This is a genomic window from Pseudomonas sp. 102515 (assembly GCF_031085165.1).
GTDB lineage: Bacteria > Pseudomonadota > Gammaproteobacteria > Pseudomonadales > Pseudomonadaceae > Chryseomonas.
This window is the reverse complement of the sequence record NZ_JAVHTY010000003.1, coordinates 527,675-546,768: the sequence shown is the minus strand read 5'-3', so window position 1 is coordinate 546,768 and position 19,094 is coordinate 527,675. Positions and strand designations below refer to the sequence as shown.

Genomic DNA, 19,094 nt, shown 5'->3' with positions numbered 1-19,094 from the left:
TTCCCCTTCGCGAACCCTGGAGGTCAGGATGAAAATCTCCCAAGCGCTGTGGTTGTTCGGTCTGTTGCTGAGTTCGACCGTGCAGGCGGGCGAGGCCGAGCGTTGTCAGCAGGTCCGCCTGGCCGATGTCGGCTGGTCAGATCTTAATATCACCAACGCCACGGCCCGCTATCTGCTCAGCGCCCTGGGTTACGAGACCGAGGTGCTGCGCCTGTCCCTGCCGCAGACCTACGACGCCCTGGCCGCGGGCGAGGCCGATGTCTTTCTCGGCAACTGGATGCCGGCGCAGGCCAAGCTCAGCCAGCCCCTGGTCGATGCGGGGGCGGTCGAACGCCTGCACGCCAACCTGCAAGGCGCCCGCTACACCCTGGCGGTACCCCAGTACGTCTATGACGCTGGCGTGAAGAACGTCGCCGACATCGCCCGCTTCGCCGACCGCTTCGATCACACCCTCTACGGCATCGAGCCCGGCAACGACGGCAACGCCCTGGTCAAGAAGATGATCGCCAGCAACGCCTTCGGCCTAGGCGACTTCAGGCTCGACGAATCCAGCGAGCAGGGCATGCTGACCCAGGTGCGGATGAAGGAATTGCTGGACCACCAGTGGATCGTCTTTCTCGGCTGGGAACCCCATCCAATGAACGTCCGGCACAAGCTGGCCTACCTCGACGGCGGCGATGACTATTTCGGGCCGAACCAGGGCGGGGCGACGGTCTATACGGTGGTGCGCAAGGGCTATGCCCAGCAGTGTCCCAACGTAGCCCAGCTGCTGGGCAACCTGGAGTTTTCCCTGGACATGGAGAACCAGCTGATGGATCGGGTGCTCAACGAAAAGGACAATCCGCGCCGCGCCGTGCGCAACTGGCTCAAGCGCAATCCCGAACGGCTCGACGCCTGGCTCAAGGGCGTCACCACCCGCAGCAGCGCACCGGGCAGCGCCGCGGTGAAGGCCAGTCTGGCCAATTGATACAAGGCCGGTCCGGCCGCCGCCAGCGTCTCCGGTCAGCGTTCCGCCACGGCGAAGGACGCTGCTGCCCGCCTCTTTCGCTCTGCCGCCGCGCCCCGGGCGCGGACATGCCCTGGGGCTCACGCTGGATACGACATCTCCGCTTCTGGTTACGACGCCGCGTACACTGGTAGCGACGCAGGCGGTAGGCGAGCCTGGGGGGATGGGTTACAGATAAATACACGTGGGGCGCACCGAAAGGTACCCCGCCAAACGCAAGGAGATGTGTCCATGAAAGGTTGTTCCCATTGGCTCTTGAGTGCCGCCCTGCTGGCGCCACTCGCTGTTCAGGCAGCCGAGCCGGCTTCCTGTGCCAAGGTGCGCTTTGCTGACGTCGGCTGGACCGACATCACCGTGACCACGGCCGTGACCAGCGAGGTGCTGCACGCCCTCGGCTACCAGACCACGACCAACATGATCTCCGTACCGGTCACCTACAAGTCCTTGCAGAACAAGGATATCGACGTCTTTCTCGGCAACTGGATGCCGAGCATGGCGGCGGACATCAAGCCCTATGCCGACAACGGCAGCGTCGAGACCGTGCGCGCCAACCTGGAGGGTGCCAAGTACACCCTGGCCGTGCCCCAGTACGTCTACGATGCCGGGGTGAAGAGCTTCGCCGACATCGCCAAGAATGCCGACAAGTTCGACGGCAAGATCTACGGCATCGAGCCGGGCAACGATGGCAATCGCCTGATCCAGGGCATGATCGACAAGAACACCTTCGACCTGGGCAAGTTCAAGCTGGTGGAGTCCAGCGAGGCGGGGATGCTGTCGCAGATCCAGCGCGCCGAGCGGCGCCAGCAATGGGTGGTATTCCTCGGCTGGGAACCCCATCCGATGAACACTCGCTTCAAGATGGCCTATCTCCAGGGCGGCGACGACGTCTTCGGTCCCAACTATGGCGGCGCCACCATCTACACCAACGTCCGCAAGGGCTACGTCCAGGAATGCCCCAACGTGGGCAAGCTGCTGACCAACCTGTCCTTCACCCTGGACATGGAAAACCAGCTGATGGACAAGGTCCTCAACGAAAAACAAGCCGCGAGTGCCGCCGCCAAGGCTTGGCTCAAGGCGCATCCGCAGGTGCTCGACCAGTGGCTGGCCGGCGTGACCACCCGCGATGGCAAGCCTGCGCTGGAGACGGCGAAGACCGCCCTAGCCCCCTGAGCGAACACTAACATTCGACTGTCCCGCGCCAGTTCGGGCGGGTACTGCCACAGCCGAAGCACGAATCAGCGGTTCTCGTGCTTCGACCTGTCCACTCCTACCTGACGGGCACCGTTATGTTAATCACCGACCACAAGCTCCCTCTTGGCCAGCAGATCGCCGATTTCATCGACTGGCTGACGCTGCATGGCGCCAGTGTCTTCGACAAGATCTCCGATGTGCTGTCCGGCCTCATCCACGGCCTCACCGCCGGCCTGATGTGGTTCAACCCGCTGGCCTTCATTGCCCTGGTCGCGGTAGGGGTCTATCTGCTGCAACGCAGCATCGGCCTGGTGATCTTCGCCCTCGTCTCCCTGCTGCTGATCCTCAACCTGGGGTACTGGCAGGAAACCATGGAAACCCTGGCCCAGGTGGTCTTCGCCACCCTGGTGTGCATCGCCGTGGGCGTGCCGCTGGGCATCGTCGCCGCGCACAAGCCCTGGTTCTACACCGGTCTGCGCCCGGTCCTGGACCTGATGCAGACGGTCCCCACCTTCGTCTATCTGATTCCGACCCTGACCCTGTTCGGCCTGGGCGTGGTCCCCGGGCTGATTTCCACGGTGGTGTTCGCCGTGGCCGCACCGATCCGCCTGACCTGCCTGGGCATCCAGGACGTTCCCTCCGAGCTGATGGATGCCGGCAAGGCTTTTGGTTGCTCGCGCTGGCAGCTGCTGACCCGCATCGAGCTGCCCCACGCCATGCCCAGCATCGGCGCAGGTATCACCCAGTGCATCATGCTGTCGCTATCCATGGTGGTGATCGCCGCCCTGGTGGGCGCCGACGGCCTCGGCAAGCCGGTGGTGAACGCCCTCAACACCGCGGACATCGCCCTGGGCTTCGAAGCCGGCCTGTCCATCGTCCTGATCGCCATCCTGCTCGACCGGGTGTGCAAGCAACCCGCCCCTCGCGAGGTTAAATAAGTCATGACTGCCATTCGTTTCGAACACGTCGACGTCATCTTCGGCAAGCAGAACAAGCGTGCCCTGGAGCTGCTCGATCAGGGCAAGGGTCGCAGCGAGATCCTCCAGGAAACCGGCCAGGTGCTGGGCGTCGAGGACGCCTGCCTGGAGGTCCAGAAGGGCGAGATCTGCGTGCTGATGGGCCTGTCCGGCTCGGGCAAATCCAGCCTGCTACGCTGCATCAACGGTCTCAATACCGTGAGCCGCGGCAAGCTGCTGATCGAGCACAAAGGCAGCGAGGTGGACATCGCCAATTGCTCGCCCGCGGTGCTCAAGGACATGCGCACCACGCGCATCGCCATGGTGTTCCAGAAATTCGCCCTGATGCCCTGGCTGACCGTAGCCGAGAACGTCGGCTTCGGCCTGGAGATGCAGGGCCGCTCGGCCGCCGAGCGCAAGAAGCTGGTGGACGAGAAGCTCGAGTTGGTCGGCCTGACCCAGTGGCGCAACAAGAAACCCGACTCCCTCTCCGGCGGCATGCAGCAGCGTGTCGGCCTGGCCCGCGCCCTGGCCATGGATGCCGACATCCTGCTGATGGACGAGCCCTTCTCCGCCCTCGATCCGCTGATCCGCCAGCAACTGCAGGACGAACTGCTGCAGCTGCAGGCCAAGGTCAACAAGACCATCGTCTTCGTCAGCCACGACCTCGACGAAGCCCTCAAGATCGGCACCAACATCGCCATCATGAAGGACGGCCGCATCATCCAGCACGGCCGTCCCGAGGACATCGTGCTCAATCCGGCGGACGAATACGTGCGCACCTTCGTCGCCCACACCAATCCGCTCAACGTGCTCAGCGGCTACAGCCTGATGCGCGGCCTGGACAAGTGCGGGCGCGAGGGCAACGAGATCTGCCTGGAGCGCAGCCACGACATCTGGCTGGCCCTGGACAACCAGACGGTCAAGGCCATACGCCGCGGCGGCGAAAGCCTGGCCCTGCAACGCTGGACCCCAGGCATGCCGGTCACCAGCCTGCAACGCCAGCCGACCCTGGCGCCGGCCGACATCCGCATGCGCGATGCCCTGGAGATTCGCTACCACACCGGGCACAAGCTGGTGCTGGAGACCGACGGCCGCGCCGTGGGCATCCTCGGCGACAAGGAGCTCTACCACGCCCTGCTGGGCAAGAATCTGGAAAAGGCCGGCGAAGACGTCGCCCCGCCCGCGATCCGCTCGACCCTGTCCCAGGCGGGCTGACCGCCCGCCCCGCCACCCGCCTCTCCGCTGCAGAGGCGGGTGCGCACCTCCCCTCCTGCCCCACTGTCGGCAGAGCCAGCAGGCTCGCCTGGCCGGCTCCCGCCTCCCGTGATCCTGAGCTACGCCTTTGGCCCTGGCCAAAAGACGCGCAGGCGCCTTCTTTGGCAGCGCCTGATGAGTGCTGCCGAGCGACTGGGACATGATCGAGGTAATACAAGACAGGCAGGCTGCGAGCGCCTCGGCGATCTCGCAGCCTGCCAGGAGAGGTAGCAGGAAGACCTTAGAGCACCACCGTCCGCCCGGCATTGAGGAAGACGCGGCGTTCCAGGTGATAGCCCACCGCCCGGGCCAGGGTCAGGCACTCGATGTCACGGCCGCGGGCCACCAGGTCCTCGGCATAGTGGGCATGGTCCACCGACTCGACGCCCTGGGCGATGATGGGGCCCTCGTCCAGGTCGTTGTTGATGTAGTGGGCCGTGGCGCCCACCAGCTTGACCCCCTTGGCATAGGCCTGGTGATAGGGCCGCGCGCCCTTGAAGCCCGGCAGCAGCGAATGGTGGATGTTGATCGCCCAGCCATCGAGGCGACGGCACAGCTCGGGCGACAGCACCTGCATGTAGCGCGCGAGGATCACCAGCTCGGCGCCGGTCTCCTGCAGCACCTGCCAGACCTTGGCCTCCTGGGCCGGCTTGTCCTGGGGATCCAGCGGGAAGTGGTGATAGGGAATGCCGTGCCAGGCCGCCAGGGGCTCCAGATCCGGGTGATTGGAGATCACCGCCACCACGTCCATGGGTAACTGGCCGATGCGCTGGCGATAGAGCAGGTCGTTGAGACAGTGGTCGGCCTTGGAGACCATGATGGCGACCTTGGCGCGATAGCCGGGCGGGGTCAGCTCGAAGGTCATGTCGAAGGGCGTGAAGCGCAGGTCCAGGCCGACGCGGAACAGGCCTTCGTTGAAGTCGCTGGGCACCTGGAATTCCACCCGGATGAAGAAGCGCTGGGCCTCGCGATCGTCGAAGCTGTGGTGCTGGGTGACATAGCAGCCCTGCTCGAAGAGGTAGCGCGTGACCACGTCCACGGTGCCGAGGCGACTCGGGCTCTGGGCGGTGAGGATCCAGGTATCGGGCGTGCGGCTCATGATGAATTCCTTTGCATGGAGATGAAGCCAGAATCACAAAACCCGACCTGCGCGCAACGCAGGTCGGGTTCGAAAGAGCGACTGAACGCAGCGACCGATCAGGCCTCGATGCGCAGTCCGTACTCGGCGCTCGCGTCCTGCAGCCACAGCCAGACGTAGTCGGCGAAGCTGCGGCGCACCACCAGCTCCCAGGTGTCCGGCGCCGTGTGGCGGATCATCAGCTGGGACTTGGCGAACACCGTCCCGACGGCCTTGCCCACCGGGAAGTTGTCCGGATGGACGTCGTAGGAGGTGGACTTCATCAGCACTTCACGCACCTTGGGCCCCTTGAGCTCGACCAGCGTCTGGCCGCCACCGACATTGATGATGGCGACATGGCGCTCGCCCAGGGCCTGGCGCAGGGCCTGCTCGGTGGCGAACTCGCTGCCACCGGGCACCACCAGCAGCCACTCGTCCGGGCCGAGCCACTGCAGCGAGCTCTCGCCCTTCTGGGTGATCGCCAGCGGACCGGGTACTTCCAGGCCGACCACGCTCTGCACGGCGCCGGTGAAGCCTTCGTCATGGGCGTCGCCACGCAGCACCAGGTGCCCCAGCAGGGCCCGCTCGCGCAGGGTCACCCCGGCGGTGGCCGGGCCGCGACCGACGAGCTTGTTCAGCTCGGCGTGGAACAGCGGGGATTCGGCGCGCGCCGTGGCGGAGTATTGGTCGTACACATTGATGTTGTTCATGGGCGCTATCCTCGTTAGGCGACGTTCTGCCGCTCACCCTTGGGGTCGTAGAACACCGGCGAGACGATCTCGGCAGCGATGTAGCGGCCATCGGCCAGCGGGGCGTAGACGGTCTGCCCCATGCGGCCCAGCCCACCCTTGACCATGGCCATGGCGAAGCCGTAGCCCAGGGTCGCGCTGTGGTAGCTGGAGGTCACGTGACCGACCATGTCCATGGGGATCGGCTGGTTGCGCTCGAACACCAGCTGCGCGCCTTCCGGCAGGACGTCGCGAGCATCCAGGGGCTTGAGGCCGACCAGTTGCTTGCGATTCTCGCGGACGCAGTCCACGCGATGCATGCCGCGCTTGCCGATGAAGGAGAAGCTCTTGTTCAGGCTCACCGCCCAGCCCATGCCCAGGTCCTGGGGCGTGACCGAACCATCGGTGTCCTGACCGATGATGATGAAGCCCTTCTCCGCCCGCAGCACGTGCATGGTCTCGGTGCCATAGGGGGTCAGGTCGAATTCCTTGCCCGCGGCGACCACCTGCTCCAGCACGCCCATGGCGTAGTTGGCCGGTACGTTGATCTCGTAGGAGAGCTCGCCGGTGAAGGAGATGCGGAACACCCGCGCCGGCACCCCGCCCACCTGGCCTTCCTTCCAGGCCATGAAGGGGAAGGCGGCGTTGTCCAGATCGATGTCGGTCAACTTGGCCAGCAGCTTGCGGCTGTTGGGGCCGGACAGGGTCAGGGTCGCCCAGTGGTCGGTGACCGAGGTGAAGTACACCTCCAGTTCCGGCCATTCGGTCTGGTGGTAGAGCTCCAGCCATTCGAAGACGCGCGCGGCGCCGCCGGTGGTGGTGGTCATCAGGAAGTGGTTGTCGGCGAGACAGGCGGTGACGCCGTCGTCGAAGACCATGCCGTCTTCCTTGCACATCAGGCCATAGCGGGCCTTGCCGATGTCCAGCTTGGTCCAGGCGTTGGTGTAGACGCGGTTGAGGAATTCCCGCGCGTCCTTGCCCTGGATGTCGATCTTGCCCAGGGTGGAGGCGTCGAGCAGGCCGACGCTGCGGCGCACGGCCAGGCACTCGCGGTTGACCGCGGCGTGCAGGTCCTCGCCCGCCTTGGGGAAGTACCAGGGGCGCTTCCACTGGCCGACGTCCTCGAACAGGGCGCCCTGCTTGAGGTGCCAGGCGTGCAGCGCGGTGTAGCGCTTGGGCTCGAACAGGTGGCCGCAATGCCGTCCGGCGATGGCGCCGAAGGTGATGGGCGTGTAGTTCGGGCGGAACATGGTGGTGCCGACCTCCGGGATCGCCTTGCTCTGCACGCGGGCGGCGATGGCCAGACCGTTGATGTTGCCCAGCTTGCCCTGGTCGGTACCGAAGCCCATGGCGGTGTAGCGCTTGACGTGCTCGATGGACTCGAAGCCCTCGCGGCAGGCCAGTTCGATGCCGGCAGCGGTCACATCGTTCTGCAGGTCGACGAACTGCTTGGGGGCCCGCGACGAGGGCTTGTCGTGGGGCACCTGGAACAGCGCCAGACTCGGTTCTTCCTGACGGAATTCGACCTGGGGCAGCTCACCGCTGACCACCTTGGCGCCGGCTTCGGCCGCGGCAGTGGCGCCCGCCTCGAAACCGTCGGCCAGGACATCGCCCAGGGCGAACACGCCATTCACGCCGCCAGCGCAGACGCGCTTCTGCGGTGCCGGGCCGGGCACGAAGGCCTGGATGTCATCACGCCACTGCGGGCGACCGCCCAGGTGCGAGGCCAGGTGGACCACCGGGCTGTAGCCGCCGGAGGTGGCGATGAGGTCGCAGTCCACCCACTCGCCGCCACCCAGGGTGCGGAAGGCGGTCAGGTCGATGGTGGCGATCTTGGCCCCGGTCACCCGGGTGTTGCCGCGGGCTTCGCTGACGGCGGTACCGCCCATGACGCGTACGCCACGCTTGCGCACTTCCTCGACCCAGGCGCCGCGGGGATTGGGCCGCGCATCGGCCACGGCCACCACCTGGCGACCGGCTTCGAGCCAGTCCAGGGCCACGCGGTAGGCGTAATCGTTGTTGGTGGACAGCACCAGGCGCTGACCAGGAGCCACGGCATAGCGGCGGATGTAGGTGGACACGGCACCGGCCACCATGTTGCCCGGCAGGTCGTTGTTGGCGTACACCAGCGGCCGCTCGTGGGCGCCGGTGGCCAGTACCACGCGGGTGGCACGGACGCGGTGCAGGCGCTGACGCACCTGGCCATGGGGCGCGCGATCACCCAGGTGATCGGTGAGCCGCTCGTGGATGGTGAGGAAGTTGTGGTCGTGGTAGCCGTTGACCGTGGCGCGCGGCAGCAGCACCACGTTGTCCAGACCCTGCAGCTCGGCCACGGCCTTGGCGGCCCAGTCGGCGGCCGGGGCGCCATCGAGGCGCTCGCGGCTGTCCAGCAGGCTGCCTCCAAATTCTTCCTGTTCGTCGGCCAGGATCACCCGGGCGCCGCTGCGACCGGCGGCCAGGGCCGCGGCCAGACCGGCAGCGCCACCGCCCACCACCAGTACGTCGCAGTGCTGGTTGAAGTTGTCGTAGGTATCCGGATCGACCTGGGTCGGCGCACGGCCGAGGCCAGCGGCCTTGCGGATGTACTTCTCGTAGGTCATCCACAGATTCTGCGGATACATGAAGGTCTTGTAGTAGAACCCGGGCGGCATCATCTTGCCGCCGACCTTGCCGAGGATGCCCATGAGGTCGTTGTTGACGCTCGGCCAGCCGTTGGTGCTGGCGGAGACCAGGCCCTGGTACAGCGCCTGCTGGGTGGCCCGCACGTTGGGCACCTGGGTGGCCTCGGTGGCGCCGATCTGCATGATGGCGTTGGGCTCTTCGGCACCGGCGGCGACGATGCCGCGCGGCCGGGAGTACTTGAAGCTGCGCCCGATCACGTCCACGCCGTTGGCCAGCAGCGCCGAGGCCAGGGTGTCACCCTTGAAGCCCTGGTAGGTCTGACCGTTGAAGGTGAAGCTGATGGCCTGGCTGCGGTCCAGGCGACCGCCCTGGGTGAGTCGATGGACCTGGCTCATGTGCGCTCTCCTCGCTCGGCGGTGAAGCGGGGTCGCTCGCCGATCGGATAGGTTTCGAGAATTTCGTAGGTCTCGGTGTTACGGGTCGCATTGAAGTACTGGCGGCAGCCCGACGCATGGACCCACAGCTCGTGACGCAGGCCGCGGGGGTTGTCACGGAAGAACAGGTAATCGCCCCACTCCGCGTCGCTGCAGGCCTCGGGATCCAGCGGACGCGGGATATGCGCCTCGCCGGCGGCGTGGAATTCTTCTTCGGAGCGCAATTCCCCGCAGTGGGGGCAGTGGATGTACAACATGCTCGGGCTCCTTAGTGCGCGACGGCCGCTGCGCCGTGTTCGTCGATCAGCGCGCCGGTGTGGAAACGGTCGATGGAAAAGGGCTTGGCCAGCGGATGCATCTCGCCGGAGGCCAGGGACGCCGCGAAGACGTTGCCCGAGCCAGGGGTGGCCTTGAAGCCGCCGGTACCCCAGCCGCAGTTGAAGAACAGGTTTTCCACCGGAGTCTTGGAAATGATCGGGCAGGCGTCGGGCGAGGTGTCGACGATGCCGCCCCACTGGCGGTTCATGCGCACCCGCGAGAGGATCGGAAACATCTCGACGATGGCCTGCAGGGTGTGCTCGATCACCGGGTAGGAGCCGCGCTGGCCGTAGCCGACCCAGCTGTCGATACCGGCACCGATCACCAGGTCGCCCTTGTCGGACTGGCTGATATAGCCATGTACCGCGTTGGACATGATGACGCTGTCGATGATGGGCTTGATCGGCTCGGACACCAGCGCCTGCAGCGGGTGGGATTCCAGCGGCAGGCGGAAGCCGGCCAGCTTGGCCATGTGTCCGGAGTTGCCGGCGGTGACCACCCCGACGCGCCGGGCGCCGATGAAGCCGCGATTGGTTTCCACGCCGATCACCTTGCCGTCCTGCTTGCGGAAGCCGGTGACCTCGGTCTGCTGGATCAGGTCCACGCCCAGGGCGTCGGCGGCGCGGGCGAAGCCCCAGGCCACGGCGTCGTGGCGGGCCACGCCGCCACGGCGTTGCACGGTGGCGCCGAAGATCGGATAGCGGGTGTTCTTGCTGCAGTCCAGGTAGGGAATCTCCTCGGCCACCTGGCGGGTGTCGAGCAGCTCGCCGTCCACGCCGTTGAGACGGTTGGCGCTGACCCGGCGCTCGGAATCGCGCATGTCCTGCAGGGTATGGCAGAGGTTGTAGACGCCGCGCTGGGAGAACATGACGTTGTAGTTGAGGTCCTGGGACAGGCCTTCCCACAGCTTCATGGCGTGCTCATAGAGATGCGCCGACTCGTCCCACAGGTAATTGGAGCGGACGATGGTGGTGTTGCGTGCGGTGTTGCCGCCGCCCAGCCAGCCTTTCTCGATCACCGCGACGTTCTTCACGCCGAACTGCTTGGCGAGGTAGTAGGCGGTGGCCAGGCCGTGACCGCCACCGCCGACGATGACCACGTCGTACACCGGCTTGGGCGTCGGGGTGCGCCACATCCGCTGCCAGTTCTCGTGATGGCTCAGAGAGTGCTTGAAGAGGCCGAAGCCGGAATAGCGTTGCATCTGGAGACTCCTGCAGACGACGCCCCTTGCCACTGCGGGGAAAGGGGTTGGATAGGGGTTGCGTCAGGCGCGCGGCGACTAGCGGTAAACCGGGTAGTCGCGGCACAGCGCGGCCACCTGGCGCGCCACCTGGGCTTCCACATCGGCATCGCCGAGGTGGTCGAGGATGTCGCAGATCCAGCCGGCGACGCGTTCGCTTTCGCTGACGCCCAGGCCACGGGTGGTCAGGGCCGGGGTGCCGATGCGCAGACCCGAGGTTACGAAGGGCGACTGGGGATCGTTGGGCACGGCGTTCTTGTTCACGGTGATGCAGGCGCGACCCAGGGCGGCGTCCGCATCCTTGCCGGTGATGCCCTGCTTGATCAGGCTGACCAGGAACAGGTGGTTGTCGGTACCGCCGGAGACCACGTCGTAGCCGCGCGCCTTGAACACGCCGGCCATGGCCTGGGCGTTCCTGATCACCTGCTGCTGGTAGGTCTTGAAGCCCGGCTCCAGGGCCTCCTTGAAGCACACGGCCTTGCCGGCGATGACGTGCATCAGCGGGCCGCCCTGGGCACCCGGGAACACCGCGGCGTTGAGCTTCTTCTCGATGTCGGCGTTGGCCTTGCACAGGATCAGGCCGCCACGGGGGCCGCGCAGGGTCTTGTGGGTGGTGGTGGTCACCACGTCGGCGAAGGGCACCGGATTGGGATAGACACCGGCGGCGACCAGACCGGCCACGTGGGCCATGTCGACGAACAGCAGGGCACCCACGCTGTCGGCGATGGCGCGGAAGCGCGGGAAATCCAGGGTCTTGGAATAGGCGGAGAAGCCCGCCACGATCATCTTGGGCTTGTGCTCCTGGGCCAGGCGCTCGACCTCGTCGTAGTCGATCAGCCCGGTGTCGGTGTTGATACCGTACTGCACGGCGTTGTAGAGCTTGCCGGAGGAGCTGACCTTGGCGCCGTGGGTCAGGTGACCGCCATGGGCCAGGCTCATGCCCAGGAGGGTGTCGCCGGGCTGCAGCAGCGCCAGGTAAACCGCCGAGTTGGCCTGGGAGCCGGAGTGCGGCTGGACGTTGGCGTAGTCGGCGCCGAACAGCTGCTTGGCGCGCTCGATGGCCAGTTGCTCGACCTTGTCGACATGCTCGCAGCCACCGTAGTAGCGCTTGCCCGGATAGCCTTCGGCGTACTTGTTGGTCAGCACGCTGCCCTGGGCTTCCATGACGCGCTGGCTGGTGTAGTTTTCGGACGCGATCAGTTCCAGATGATGCTCCTGGCGCCGCGCTTCCTCGCCCATGGCGGCGAACAGCGCATCATCGTAGCCCTGGATTTGGTCCTGCTTGCTGAACATCGCGGCGCTCCTAAAGTCTGTGGCGGTGAAAACCACCCCCTTGGCCGCGATGGTAGGCCCGGCCCCAACCCCCAAGATGCCTGTTTACGCCCCGGGCCGGCGCGTTTGCGACAGCCACTCAACGGCCGGGTTCTGCCGTTCGCCGGGTCCCGTCAAGTCGGCTCGCTTGGCGCCGATAGGCTGGCTACGTCTTTATCCCAGCCAGCGAGTTCTGCCATGTTCAATGCGCATCTAAAGAAGACCATCGCTCGGCTGGAAGCCGAGCTGCACGCCAACCAGGGCCTGACCCAGGCACTGGAGCGTTCCATGGCGGTGATCGAGTTCGATCCCGATGGCACCATCCTGCGCGCCAACGACAACTTCCTCCGGCTGACCGGCTACCGCGCCGACGCCCTGGTCGGCCAGCACCATCGCCGTCTCTGCCCCGCCAGCGTGGTCCAGGGTCGCGACTATGGCGATTTCTGGACGCGCTTGAAGCGCGGCGACTTCGTTTCCGGCACCTTCCAGCGCCTGGACGCCCAGGGCCGTACGCTCTGGCTGGAAGCCAGCTACAACCCGGTACCTGATAGCACCGGCAAGATCGCCAAGGTGGTGAAGTACGCCCTCGACGTCACCGCCCAGGTCGAGCGCGACAGCGAAGCCCAGAGCAAGCTCAAGGCGCTGGACCGCGCCCTGGCGCGGATCGAATTCGACCTGGACGGGCGCATCCTGGACGCCAACGACAACTTCCTGGCCACCCTCGGCTACGGCCTGAAGGAGATCCAGGGCCAGCCGCATCGACTGTTCTGCGAGCCGGCCCTGGTCAACAGCAGCGAATACACCGACTTCTGGCGCCGCCTCAATGCCGGCGAATTCTTTCGCGGCCAGTTCAAGCGCCTGGGCAAGCACGGCCGGGTGATCTGGCTGGAGGCGAGCTACAACCCGGTGTACGACGCCACCGGCCGGCTGTACAAGGTGGTGAAGTACGCCAGCGACATCAGCGAGCGGGTGGAAAAGCACGAAAGCGACGGCCGCAGCGCCTCGCGGGCCTATCACATCTCCGCCGAGACCGAGAAGGTCGCCGAGCACGGCACCCGGATCATCCAGGCGGCGGCCGGCGAGATGCGCGAGATCGCGCACAACGTCAGTCAATCCGCCGAGGTGATCGGCCAGCTGGGCCAGCGTTCCGAGCAGATCACCGCCATCGTCAACACCATCCGCGGCATCGCCGACCAGACCAACCTGCTGGCGCTCAACGCCGCCATCGAAGCGGCCCGCGCCGGTGATCAGGGCCGTGGCTTCGCCGTGGTCGCCGACGAGGTTCGTCAGCTGGCGGGGCGCACCAGCAGCGCCACGGCCGAGATTGCCGAGATGATCGGCCGGATTCTCAACGAAACCCAGCAGGCGGTCGCCAGCATGGAAAGCACCCAGGGCCGGGCGGCCAAGGGCGTCGAACTGGCGGACCAGGCCGGCGCGGTGATCGTGCAGATCCGCGATGGCGCCAGCGACGCCGTGGAAGCCGTAAGCATGTTCGCCAGCAAGCTGGACGAATCCGAGGTGATTCCCAAGGGCGCGCGCAACTGGGTGGGGCATTGAGGCCGCAGGCTTGATCGGGATCAAGCGACCCTGACAGCCAGGGTCTAGCATGAAGGCATACCCCTCTCGTGGAGATGCCCCATGCACACTGTCCTGGTCGCCTACGACGGTTCCCCCAGCGCCGACAACGCCCTGCGCTATATCCTCGACCTGGTGAAGGCCGGGCTGTCGCTGCAATTGCACCTGCTCAACGTCCAGAACGAGCCGGAGATCTACGGCGCGCCCTTCGACGATCGCATCCTGCGCGAATGGCGCGGCAGCCTGCAGGACAAGGCCGAAGACATCCTGGTCCGGGCGCGCCCGGCCCTGCTCGAAGCCGGTATCGAGGCCCAGACCCACGTCGGCTTCGGCGGCATCGCCGAGACCATCGGCGAGACGGCACGGCGCCTGGAGGTGGACACCGTGGTGATGGGCACCCGTGGCCTGGGATCGCTCAGTGGCCTGCTGCTCGGCTCGGTGGCCCATCGCGTGGTGCACCAGGTGCCCTTGCCGGTGATCCTGGTGAAATAGCCGCCCAACAAAAAACCAGCCCGTGGGCTGGTTTTTTCGTTTCCGGGCGCCGCTTGGATCAGATGCTCAGGGTCCAGTCGTAGTCGACGATCAGCGGCGCATGCTCGGAGAAGCGCGGTTGCCGCGGCAGGCGCGCCGAGCGGACGAAGCGGCGCAGACCCGGGGTGAGGATGTTGTAGTCGAAGCGCCAGCCCAGATTCAGGTGCTCGGCCTGGTCGCTGTCCGGCCACCAGCTGAACTGGTCGCCTTCGCGGCTCACTTCGCGCAGGGCATCCACATAGCCCATGTTGCCGATCACCTCGTCCATCCAGGCCCGCTCGGGGGCGAGGAAACCGGGGATCTGCTGGCAGTCGCGCCAGTTCTTCACGTCCTGCTTCTGGTGCGCCACGTACAGCGAGCCACAATAGATGTACTCGCGGCGCTTGCGACGCTGCTTGTTCAGGTAGTGGGTGAAGTCGTCCATGAACTTGAATTTCATGTTCAGGTCTTCATCGCCGCGCTTGCCCGAAGGCAGCAGCAGGGTGGCGATGCTGACCTTGTCGAAGTCCGCCTGCAGATAGCGACCGAAACGATCGCAGGACTCGAAGCCCAGGCCACTGATCACCGCCTTCGGCTGGACCCGCGTATAGAGCGCGACCCCGCCCTGGGACGGCACTTCGGCGTCGCAGGCATAGAGGATGTAGCCCTCCAGCGCATAGGCCGGGTCGTCCATGTCGTAAGAAGAGGCGCGGGTATCCTGCAAGCAGATCACGTCGGCATTCTGCGCCTTGAGCCAAGGCAACAGGCCCCGCTCCACAGCGTCCTGAATACCATTGACGTTCAAGCTGATGATCCGCATAAATGGCCCCCAAAAAATCGTGGATGTATGATACCCGAGCTAAACCGGTTTAGCTAAATACAAGCCGCGCAAGGACTTATATGCAGGCGTACCAGCGTAATTTCATTCGTTTCGCCATCGAGCGCGGAGTTCTGCGCTTTGGTGAATTCACCCTGAAATCGGGACGCATCAGCCCCTATTTCTTCAACGCCGGCCTGTTCCACAGCGGTACGGCGCTGGCCCAGCTCGGCCGGTGCTACGCCGATGCGCTGGTCCAGGCCAACCTGCCCTTCGACGTCCTCTTCGGTCCGGCCTACAAGGGCATCCCCCTGGCTGCGGCCACGGCGGTGGCCCTGGTCGAACATCACGGCCGCGACGTGCCCTGGTGCTTCAACCGCAAGGAAGCCAAGGATCACGGCGAAGGCGGCCTGCTGGTGGGCGCGCCCCTGACCGGCCGGGCACTGATCATCGATGACGTCATCACCGCCGGCACCGCCATCCGCGAGGTCATGCAGATCATCGAAGGCCAGGGCGCCAGCGCGGCCGGGGTGCTCATCGCCCTGAATCGCCAGGAGCGTGGCCGCGGCGAATTGTCGGCCATCCAGGAAGTCGAGCGCGACTACGGCATCCCGGTGCTCAGCATCGTCGCCCTGGATCAGGTGCTCGAATACCTGGCCGAGGACGCCGAGCTCAAGCGTCACCTGCCCGCCGTCCAGGACTATCGCGCTCAATACGGCATCTAGCCGTTCGCCCAGGAGAGTTGGCCATGGTCGTACGTCGCGCCGCTGCCAGCCTGTTGCTCATCGCCCTGCCGCTGGCCGGCCAGGCGGCCGAGCTGTATCGCTATCTGGACCGCAACGGCACCCTGGTCATTGATCGCCAGGGCGTGCCGCCGGAATACGCCGGCAAGGGCTACGAGGTGCTCAACGAGCAGGGCCGGGTGATCCGCAAAGTCGCCCCGGCCCTGCCCGCCGCCGAACTCGACCGCCAGGCACGCGAGCGCCAGCAGGCCGTGGTCGATGGCCAGTTGCGCAAGCTCTACAGCAATGTCGAGGACGTCGACCGCGCCAAGGCGCGCAAGCTGGCCGAGCTCGACGGCCTGCTGCAGATCAAGAAGGCCAATCTGGAGGCCACGCGCCAGCTGCAGAGCCAACTCATGGAACAGGCGGCCGTTCAGCAGCGCAATGGCCAGGCGCTCCCGGCGGATCTGCAGTCTCGGCTCGACGCCGCAGCGGCCGATCAGGTGCGTCTGCAGGCCGATCTGCAGCGCTTTGACGAGCTGCGCACCAGTACCAGCGCGGCCTTCGACGCCGATCGTGCGCGCATGCAGCGACTGGAAGCAGCCCAGGCCGCGGATCACTAGTCATTCAGAGCGCGCTGCCAGCGCTTGCCTCCGCCGATTGCCTCCTGGGCAGCACGACAAAGGCCCGCCTTTTCGCGTCAGATTCTGGCACGCACCGTGCAAACCGATTTTCAACGCATTGTTGAACAATCGGGCGTGAAGACTCATGAGTGGCAAAGACGCAGGCGCGCTGTCCCTAGGGGCTCAGCTGCTGCTGGAAATGCGCGAAGACATCATCGGCGGTCGCCTGCTACCCGGTACGGCGCTGGTCGAGGGTGAGCTGGTCAAGGCCTACAACGCCTCGCGCAACACCATCCGCGAAGCCCTGCACCAGCTGGATCGCGAGGGCCTGGCCACCTACGTGCGACACAAGGGGGTGATGGTGCGGCGCCTGGGCCTGGCCGAGGTACGCGACCTCTTCACCGTGCGCCGCGCCCTGGAATTGCAGGCCATCCTCACCAGCCGCCCGCTGCGCGAATACCAGTCCGATCGAATGCTGGACGCCCTGGAGGCCGCAGAACTGGCGCAGTCGCGCGAGGACTGGCGCGCCCTTGGGACCCATAGCCTGCACTTCCATCAGCACATCGTCGGCCTGCTGCGCAGTCCGCTGTTCGATGAATTCTTCGCCACCGTCGCCGCCCAGATGCGCCTGCTGTTTTCCCTCGCACCCGACGAGGAACATTTCCAGCGGCCCTGGATAAGCCGCGACCGCCAGATCCACGACCTGCTCGCCGCCGGGCACCGCCAGGCGGCGGCCGAGGCCATGACCAGCTATCTCGACGATTCCGAAAACCGGCTGCTGGATCTGCTGAGCACAGCCAGGCCGCTCTGACCGAGGAGACCTCCCATGTACAAGGACTACCCTGCCGCCTACCAGTCCACCCAGGGCTCGGCCCTGCAGGTCGATCAGGCCTTCTACGATCGGCTGCGCGAACGCAAGGACGGGCGCACCCTGATCGAGCAATTCGAGATCCCGATCCGTACCGGTCGCGCCTGGAAGGTCCCGGCGGGCCATCTGTTCCGCGTCACCACCCCGCACGGGCCTCAGGTCGGCGACTTCAACGTCTGGAACGCCGAGGATCCGCGCGAACGCATGTGGGCCGCGCGCACGCGGCAACTGCAGGGCGCCCATGTCAGCACCCATGACCGCCTCTGGTCGAACCTGCCCTTCCTGCGTCCGCTGCTGACCATCACCGACGACAGCCTGGCCGGCTATGGCATCGACGAGCACGGCGGCCGCCTGCACGATCTGCTCGGCACCCGCTGCGATCCCTACGTCAACAAGATGCTCACCGGCGAGGACTTCCACCACCACTGCCACTCGAACCTGACCCGCGCGGTGCTGCCCCACGGCCTCACCGAATTCGATGTCCACGATGTCCTGAACATCTTCCAGTGCACCGGCCTCAACCACGACGACCTGTACTTCATGAAGGCCTGCCCGGCCAAGCCCGGCGACTACCTGGAATTCTTCGCCGAGATCGACGTGCTCTGCGCCCTGTCCACCTGCCCGGGCGGCGACCTGTCCCTGGCGATGTGGGGCCCGGAGGCCGAGGACCCGCTCAAGGTCTGCCGTCCGCTGGGGGTGGAGATCTACCAGGTCGAGGAGGAGCTGCTGCAGGGCTGGGAGTCGCCCAGGCGGGCGGCCTACAACGGCCAGCACGGCCTGACGCTGCCCAGGCCCAGCTGGGAGCAGTGAGTCCGGGCCAGCAATGAAAACGGCGCCCTGGGGCGCCGTTTTTGGTCCGACCGCAAGCGCTCAGCGCTTGCGGTTGGAGATCAGCGTACCGACGCCGACGTCGGTGAAGATTTCCAGCAGCACCGCGTTGGGCACCCGGCCATCGATGATGTGGGCGCTCTGCACCCCACCCTGCACCGCTTCCAGCGCGCAGCGGATCTTCGGCAGCATGCCGCCGTAGATGGTGCCGTCGGCGATCAGCGAATTGACCTGCTCGGTGGACAGCCCGGTGAGCACCTGGCCCTGCTTGTCCATCAGACCGGCGATGTTGGTCAGCAGCATCAGCTTCTCGGCCTTGAGCGCCTCGGCCACCTTGCCCGCCACTAGGTCGGCGTTGATGTTGTAGGACTCGCCGTCCGGACCCACGCCAATGGGTGCGATGACCGGGATGAAGTCGCCGCGCACCAGCATGTTGATCAGGTCGATGTTGACCCCGGTGACCTCGCCGACATGGCCGATGTCGATGATCTCCGGCTTGGTCATCTCCGGCGTCTGCCGGCTGACCTTGAGCTTGGTGGCGCGGATCAGGCCCGCGTCCTTGCCGGTCAGGCCGATGGCCTTGCCGCCATGACGGTTGATCAGGTTGACGATGTCCTTGTTGACCTGGCCGCCCAGCACCATCTCCACCACGTCCATGGTCTGGGCGTCGGTGACGCGCATGCCGTCGATGAAGTGGCTCTCGATGGACAGCCGCTTGAGCAGGTCGCCGATCTGCGGACCGCCGCCGTGCACCACCACCGGGTTGATGCCCACCGCCTTCATCAGCACGATGTCACGGGCGAAACCGGCCTTGAGCTCGTCGCTCTCCATGGCGTTGCCGCCGTACTTGATCACCAGCGTCTTGCCGACGAACCGGCGGATATAGGGCAGCGCCTCGGACAGCACCTCGGCGACGTGCGAGGCATCCTCGCGGCTCAGGGTCATGGCTCACCTCTCAAGGTCGACTAAGA

General features: G+C 65.9%; 18 protein-coding genes and 1 pseudogene. 11 read left to right on the top strand and 8 right to left on the bottom strand.

The window, feature by feature from the left end; all coding sequences use genetic code 11:
* Positions 1-28 precede the first annotated feature (28 nt).
* The 4 genes from choX (at position 29) to choV (ending at position 4,371) form a co-directional block, all read left to right on the top strand.
* Positions 29-967, top strand: a complete 939-nt coding sequence (gene choX / locus RCF34_RS13900; RefSeq protein ID WP_308708688.1) for a choline ABC transporter substrate-binding protein — start codon at positions 29-31, stop codon at positions 965-967.
* 270 nt (positions 968-1,237) lie between these two features.
* Positions 1,238-2,176 (top strand): choline ABC transporter substrate-binding protein, encoded by a 939-nt coding sequence (locus RCF34_RS13895; protein ID WP_308708687.1) that lies wholly within the window; start codon positions 1,238-1,240, stop codon positions 2,174-2,176.
* A 116-nt stretch (positions 2,177-2,292) separates the two neighbouring features.
* A complete protein-coding gene (gene choW, locus RCF34_RS13890; protein ID WP_308708686.1) occupies positions 2,293-3,135 on the top strand; it encodes a choline ABC transporter permease subunit in 843 nt (280 codons plus the stop codon).
* A gap of 3 nt (positions 3,136-3,138) precedes the next feature.
* Positions 3,139-4,371: a choline ABC transporter ATP-binding protein gene (gene choV / locus RCF34_RS13885; RefSeq protein WP_308708685.1), complete on the top strand. Its 1,233-nt coding sequence runs from the start codon at positions 3,139-3,141 to the stop codon at positions 4,369-4,371.
* 280 nt (positions 4,372-4,651) lie between these two features.
* Here choV and purU read toward each other — a convergent pair whose 3' ends face one another.
* The 6 genes from purU to glyA form a co-directional block, all read right to left on the bottom strand.
* Positions 4,652-5,509: a formyltetrahydrofolate deformylase gene (purU, locus tag RCF34_RS13880; protein WP_308708684.1), complete on the bottom strand. Its 858-nt coding sequence runs from the start codon at positions 5,507-5,509 to the stop codon at positions 4,652-4,654.
* Between the two features lie 98 nt (positions 5,510-5,607).
* Positions 5,608-6,237 (bottom strand): sarcosine oxidase subunit gamma family protein, encoded by a 630-nt coding sequence (locus tag RCF34_RS13875; RefSeq protein ID WP_308708683.1) that lies wholly within the window; start codon positions 6,235-6,237, stop codon positions 5,608-5,610.
* Positions 6,238-6,251: 14 nt separating this feature from the next.
* Positions 6,252-9,272 (bottom strand): sarcosine oxidase subunit alpha, encoded by a 3,021-nt coding sequence (locus RCF34_RS13870; RefSeq protein WP_308708682.1) that lies wholly within the window; start codon positions 9,270-9,272, stop codon positions 6,252-6,254.
* On the bottom strand, positions 9,269-9,568 hold the full coding sequence (locus RCF34_RS13865) for a sarcosine oxidase subunit delta (protein WP_308708681.1): 300 nt from the start codon (positions 9,566-9,568) through the stop codon (positions 9,269-9,271). Before RCF34_RS13865 ends, RCF34_RS13870 begins: the two co-directional genes overlap by 4 nt.
* Before the next feature lie 11 nt (positions 9,569-9,579).
* Positions 9,580-10,830, bottom strand: a complete 1,251-nt coding sequence (locus tag RCF34_RS13860) for a sarcosine oxidase subunit beta family protein (RefSeq protein ID WP_017639231.1) — start codon at positions 10,828-10,830, stop codon at positions 9,580-9,582.
* Positions 10,831-10,908: 78 nt separating this feature from the next.
* Positions 10,909-12,162, bottom strand: coding sequence for a serine hydroxymethyltransferase (gene glyA / locus RCF34_RS13855; RefSeq protein ID WP_308708680.1), 1,254 nt, complete (start codon positions 12,160-12,162; stop codon positions 10,909-10,911).
* Between glyA and RCF34_RS23080 the strand changes: the two are divergent.
* The 3 genes and pseudogenes from RCF34_RS23080 to RCF34_RS13845 all read left to right on the top strand — a co-directional run.
* Positions 12,076-13,149, top strand: a pseudogene (locus RCF34_RS23080) (PAS domain-containing protein); the annotation flags it as partial. The gene glyA and the pseudogene RCF34_RS23080 sit on opposite strands and share 87 nt — an antisense overlap.
* Complete coding sequence (locus RCF34_RS23075; protein WP_374941194.1) at positions 13,150-13,737, top strand: methyl-accepting chemotaxis protein; 588 nt, start codon at positions 13,150-13,152, stop codon at positions 13,735-13,737.
* 81 nt (positions 13,738-13,818) lie between these two features.
* Positions 13,819-14,247, top strand: a complete 429-nt coding sequence (locus tag RCF34_RS13845) for a universal stress protein (protein WP_308708678.1) — start codon at positions 13,819-13,821, stop codon at positions 14,245-14,247.
* 58 nt (positions 14,248-14,305) lie between these two features.
* On the opposite strand, the gene RCF34_RS13840 is transcribed toward RCF34_RS13845, so the two are convergent.
* Positions 14,306-15,085 (bottom strand): exodeoxyribonuclease III, encoded by a 780-nt coding sequence (locus RCF34_RS13840; RefSeq protein ID WP_027598631.1) that lies wholly within the window; start codon positions 15,083-15,085, stop codon positions 14,306-14,308.
* Between the two features lie 80 nt (positions 15,086-15,165).
* On the opposite strand from RCF34_RS13840, the gene pyrE reads away from it, so the two are divergent.
* The 4 genes from pyrE (at position 15,166) to RCF34_RS13820 (ending at position 18,105) form a co-directional block, all read left to right on the top strand.
* Positions 15,166-15,807, top strand: coding sequence for an orotate phosphoribosyltransferase (gene pyrE / locus RCF34_RS13835; protein ID WP_308708677.1), 642 nt, complete (start codon positions 15,166-15,168; stop codon positions 15,805-15,807).
* Positions 15,808-15,830: 23 nt separating this feature from the next.
* Positions 15,831-16,427 (top strand): DUF4124 domain-containing protein, encoded by a 597-nt coding sequence (locus tag RCF34_RS13830; protein WP_308708676.1) that lies wholly within the window; start codon positions 15,831-15,833, stop codon positions 16,425-16,427.
* 145 nt (positions 16,428-16,572) lie between these two features.
* Positions 16,573-17,238, top strand: coding sequence for a GntR family transcriptional regulator (locus RCF34_RS13825; protein ID WP_308708675.1), 666 nt, complete (start codon positions 16,573-16,575; stop codon positions 17,236-17,238).
* Positions 17,239-17,253: 15 nt separating this feature from the next.
* Positions 17,254-18,105 (top strand): DUF1989 domain-containing protein, encoded by an 852-nt coding sequence (locus RCF34_RS13820; protein WP_308708674.1) that lies wholly within the window; start codon positions 17,254-17,256, stop codon positions 18,103-18,105.
* A gap of 60 nt (positions 18,106-18,165) precedes the next feature.
* Here the strand turns inward: RCF34_RS13820 and argB are convergent, their stop codons facing one another.
* Positions 18,166-19,068: an acetylglutamate kinase gene (argB, locus tag RCF34_RS13815; RefSeq protein ID WP_017639223.1), complete on the bottom strand. Its 903-nt coding sequence runs from the start codon at positions 19,066-19,068 to the stop codon at positions 18,166-18,168.
* Positions 19,069-19,094 lie beyond the last annotated feature (26 nt).

What these genes read in the sequence shown, in the direction of transcription:
- argB (WP_017639223.1), bottom strand. Translation starts at nt 19,068, where the DNA reads ATGACCCTGAGCCGCGAGGATGCCTCGCACGTCGCCGAGGTGCTGTCC.
- RCF34_RS13830 (WP_308708676.1), top strand. Translation starts at nt 15,831, where the DNA reads ATGGTCGTACGTCGCGCCGCTGCCAGCCTGTTGCTCATCGCCCTGCCG.
- RCF34_RS13825 (WP_308708675.1), top strand. Translation starts at nt 16,573, where the DNA reads ATGAGTGGCAAAGACGCAGGCGCGCTGTCCCTAGGGGCTCAGCTGCTG.
- RCF34_RS13840 (WP_027598631.1), bottom strand. Translation starts at nt 15,085, where the DNA reads ATGCGGATCATCAGCTTGAACGTCAATGGTATTCAGGACGCTGTGGAG.
- pyrE (WP_308708677.1), top strand. Translation starts at nt 15,166, where the DNA reads ATGCAGGCGTACCAGCGTAATTTCATTCGTTTCGCCATCGAGCGCGGA.
- RCF34_RS13895 (WP_308708687.1), top strand. Translation starts at nt 1,238, where the DNA reads ATGAAAGGTTGTTCCCATTGGCTCTTGAGTGCCGCCCTGCTGGCGCCA.
- RCF34_RS13820 (WP_308708674.1), top strand. Translation starts at nt 17,254, where the DNA reads ATGTACAAGGACTACCCTGCCGCCTACCAGTCCACCCAGGGCTCGGCC.
- purU (WP_308708684.1), bottom strand. Translation starts at nt 5,509, where the DNA reads ATGAGCCGCACGCCCGATACCTGGATCCTCACCGCCCAGAGCCCGAGT.
- choW (WP_308708686.1), top strand. Translation starts at nt 2,293, where the DNA reads ATGTTAATCACCGACCACAAGCTCCCTCTTGGCCAGCAGATCGCCGAT.
- RCF34_RS13845 (WP_308708678.1), top strand. Translation starts at nt 13,819, where the DNA reads ATGCACACTGTCCTGGTCGCCTACGACGGTTCCCCCAGCGCCGACAAC.
- glyA (WP_308708680.1), bottom strand. Translation starts at nt 12,162, where the DNA reads ATGTTCAGCAAGCAGGACCAAATCCAGGGCTACGATGATGCGCTGTTC.
- RCF34_RS13870 (WP_308708682.1), bottom strand. Translation starts at nt 9,272, where the DNA reads ATGAGCCAGGTCCATCGACTCACCCAGGGCGGTCGCCTGGACCGCAGC.
- choV (WP_308708685.1), top strand. Translation starts at nt 3,139, where the DNA reads ATGACTGCCATTCGTTTCGAACACGTCGACGTCATCTTCGGCAAGCAG.
- RCF34_RS13865 (WP_308708681.1), bottom strand. Translation starts at nt 9,568, where the DNA reads ATGTTGTACATCCACTGCCCCCACTGCGGGGAATTGCGCTCCGAAGAA.
- RCF34_RS13860 (WP_017639231.1), bottom strand. Translation starts at nt 10,830, where the DNA reads ATGCAACGCTATTCCGGCTTCGGCCTCTTCAAGCACTCTCTGAGCCAT.
- choX (WP_308708688.1), top strand. Translation starts at nt 29, where the DNA reads ATGAAAATCTCCCAAGCGCTGTGGTTGTTCGGTCTGTTGCTGAGTTCG.
- RCF34_RS13875 (WP_308708683.1), bottom strand. Translation starts at nt 6,237, where the DNA reads ATGAACAACATCAATGTGTACGACCAATACTCCGCCACGGCGCGCGCC.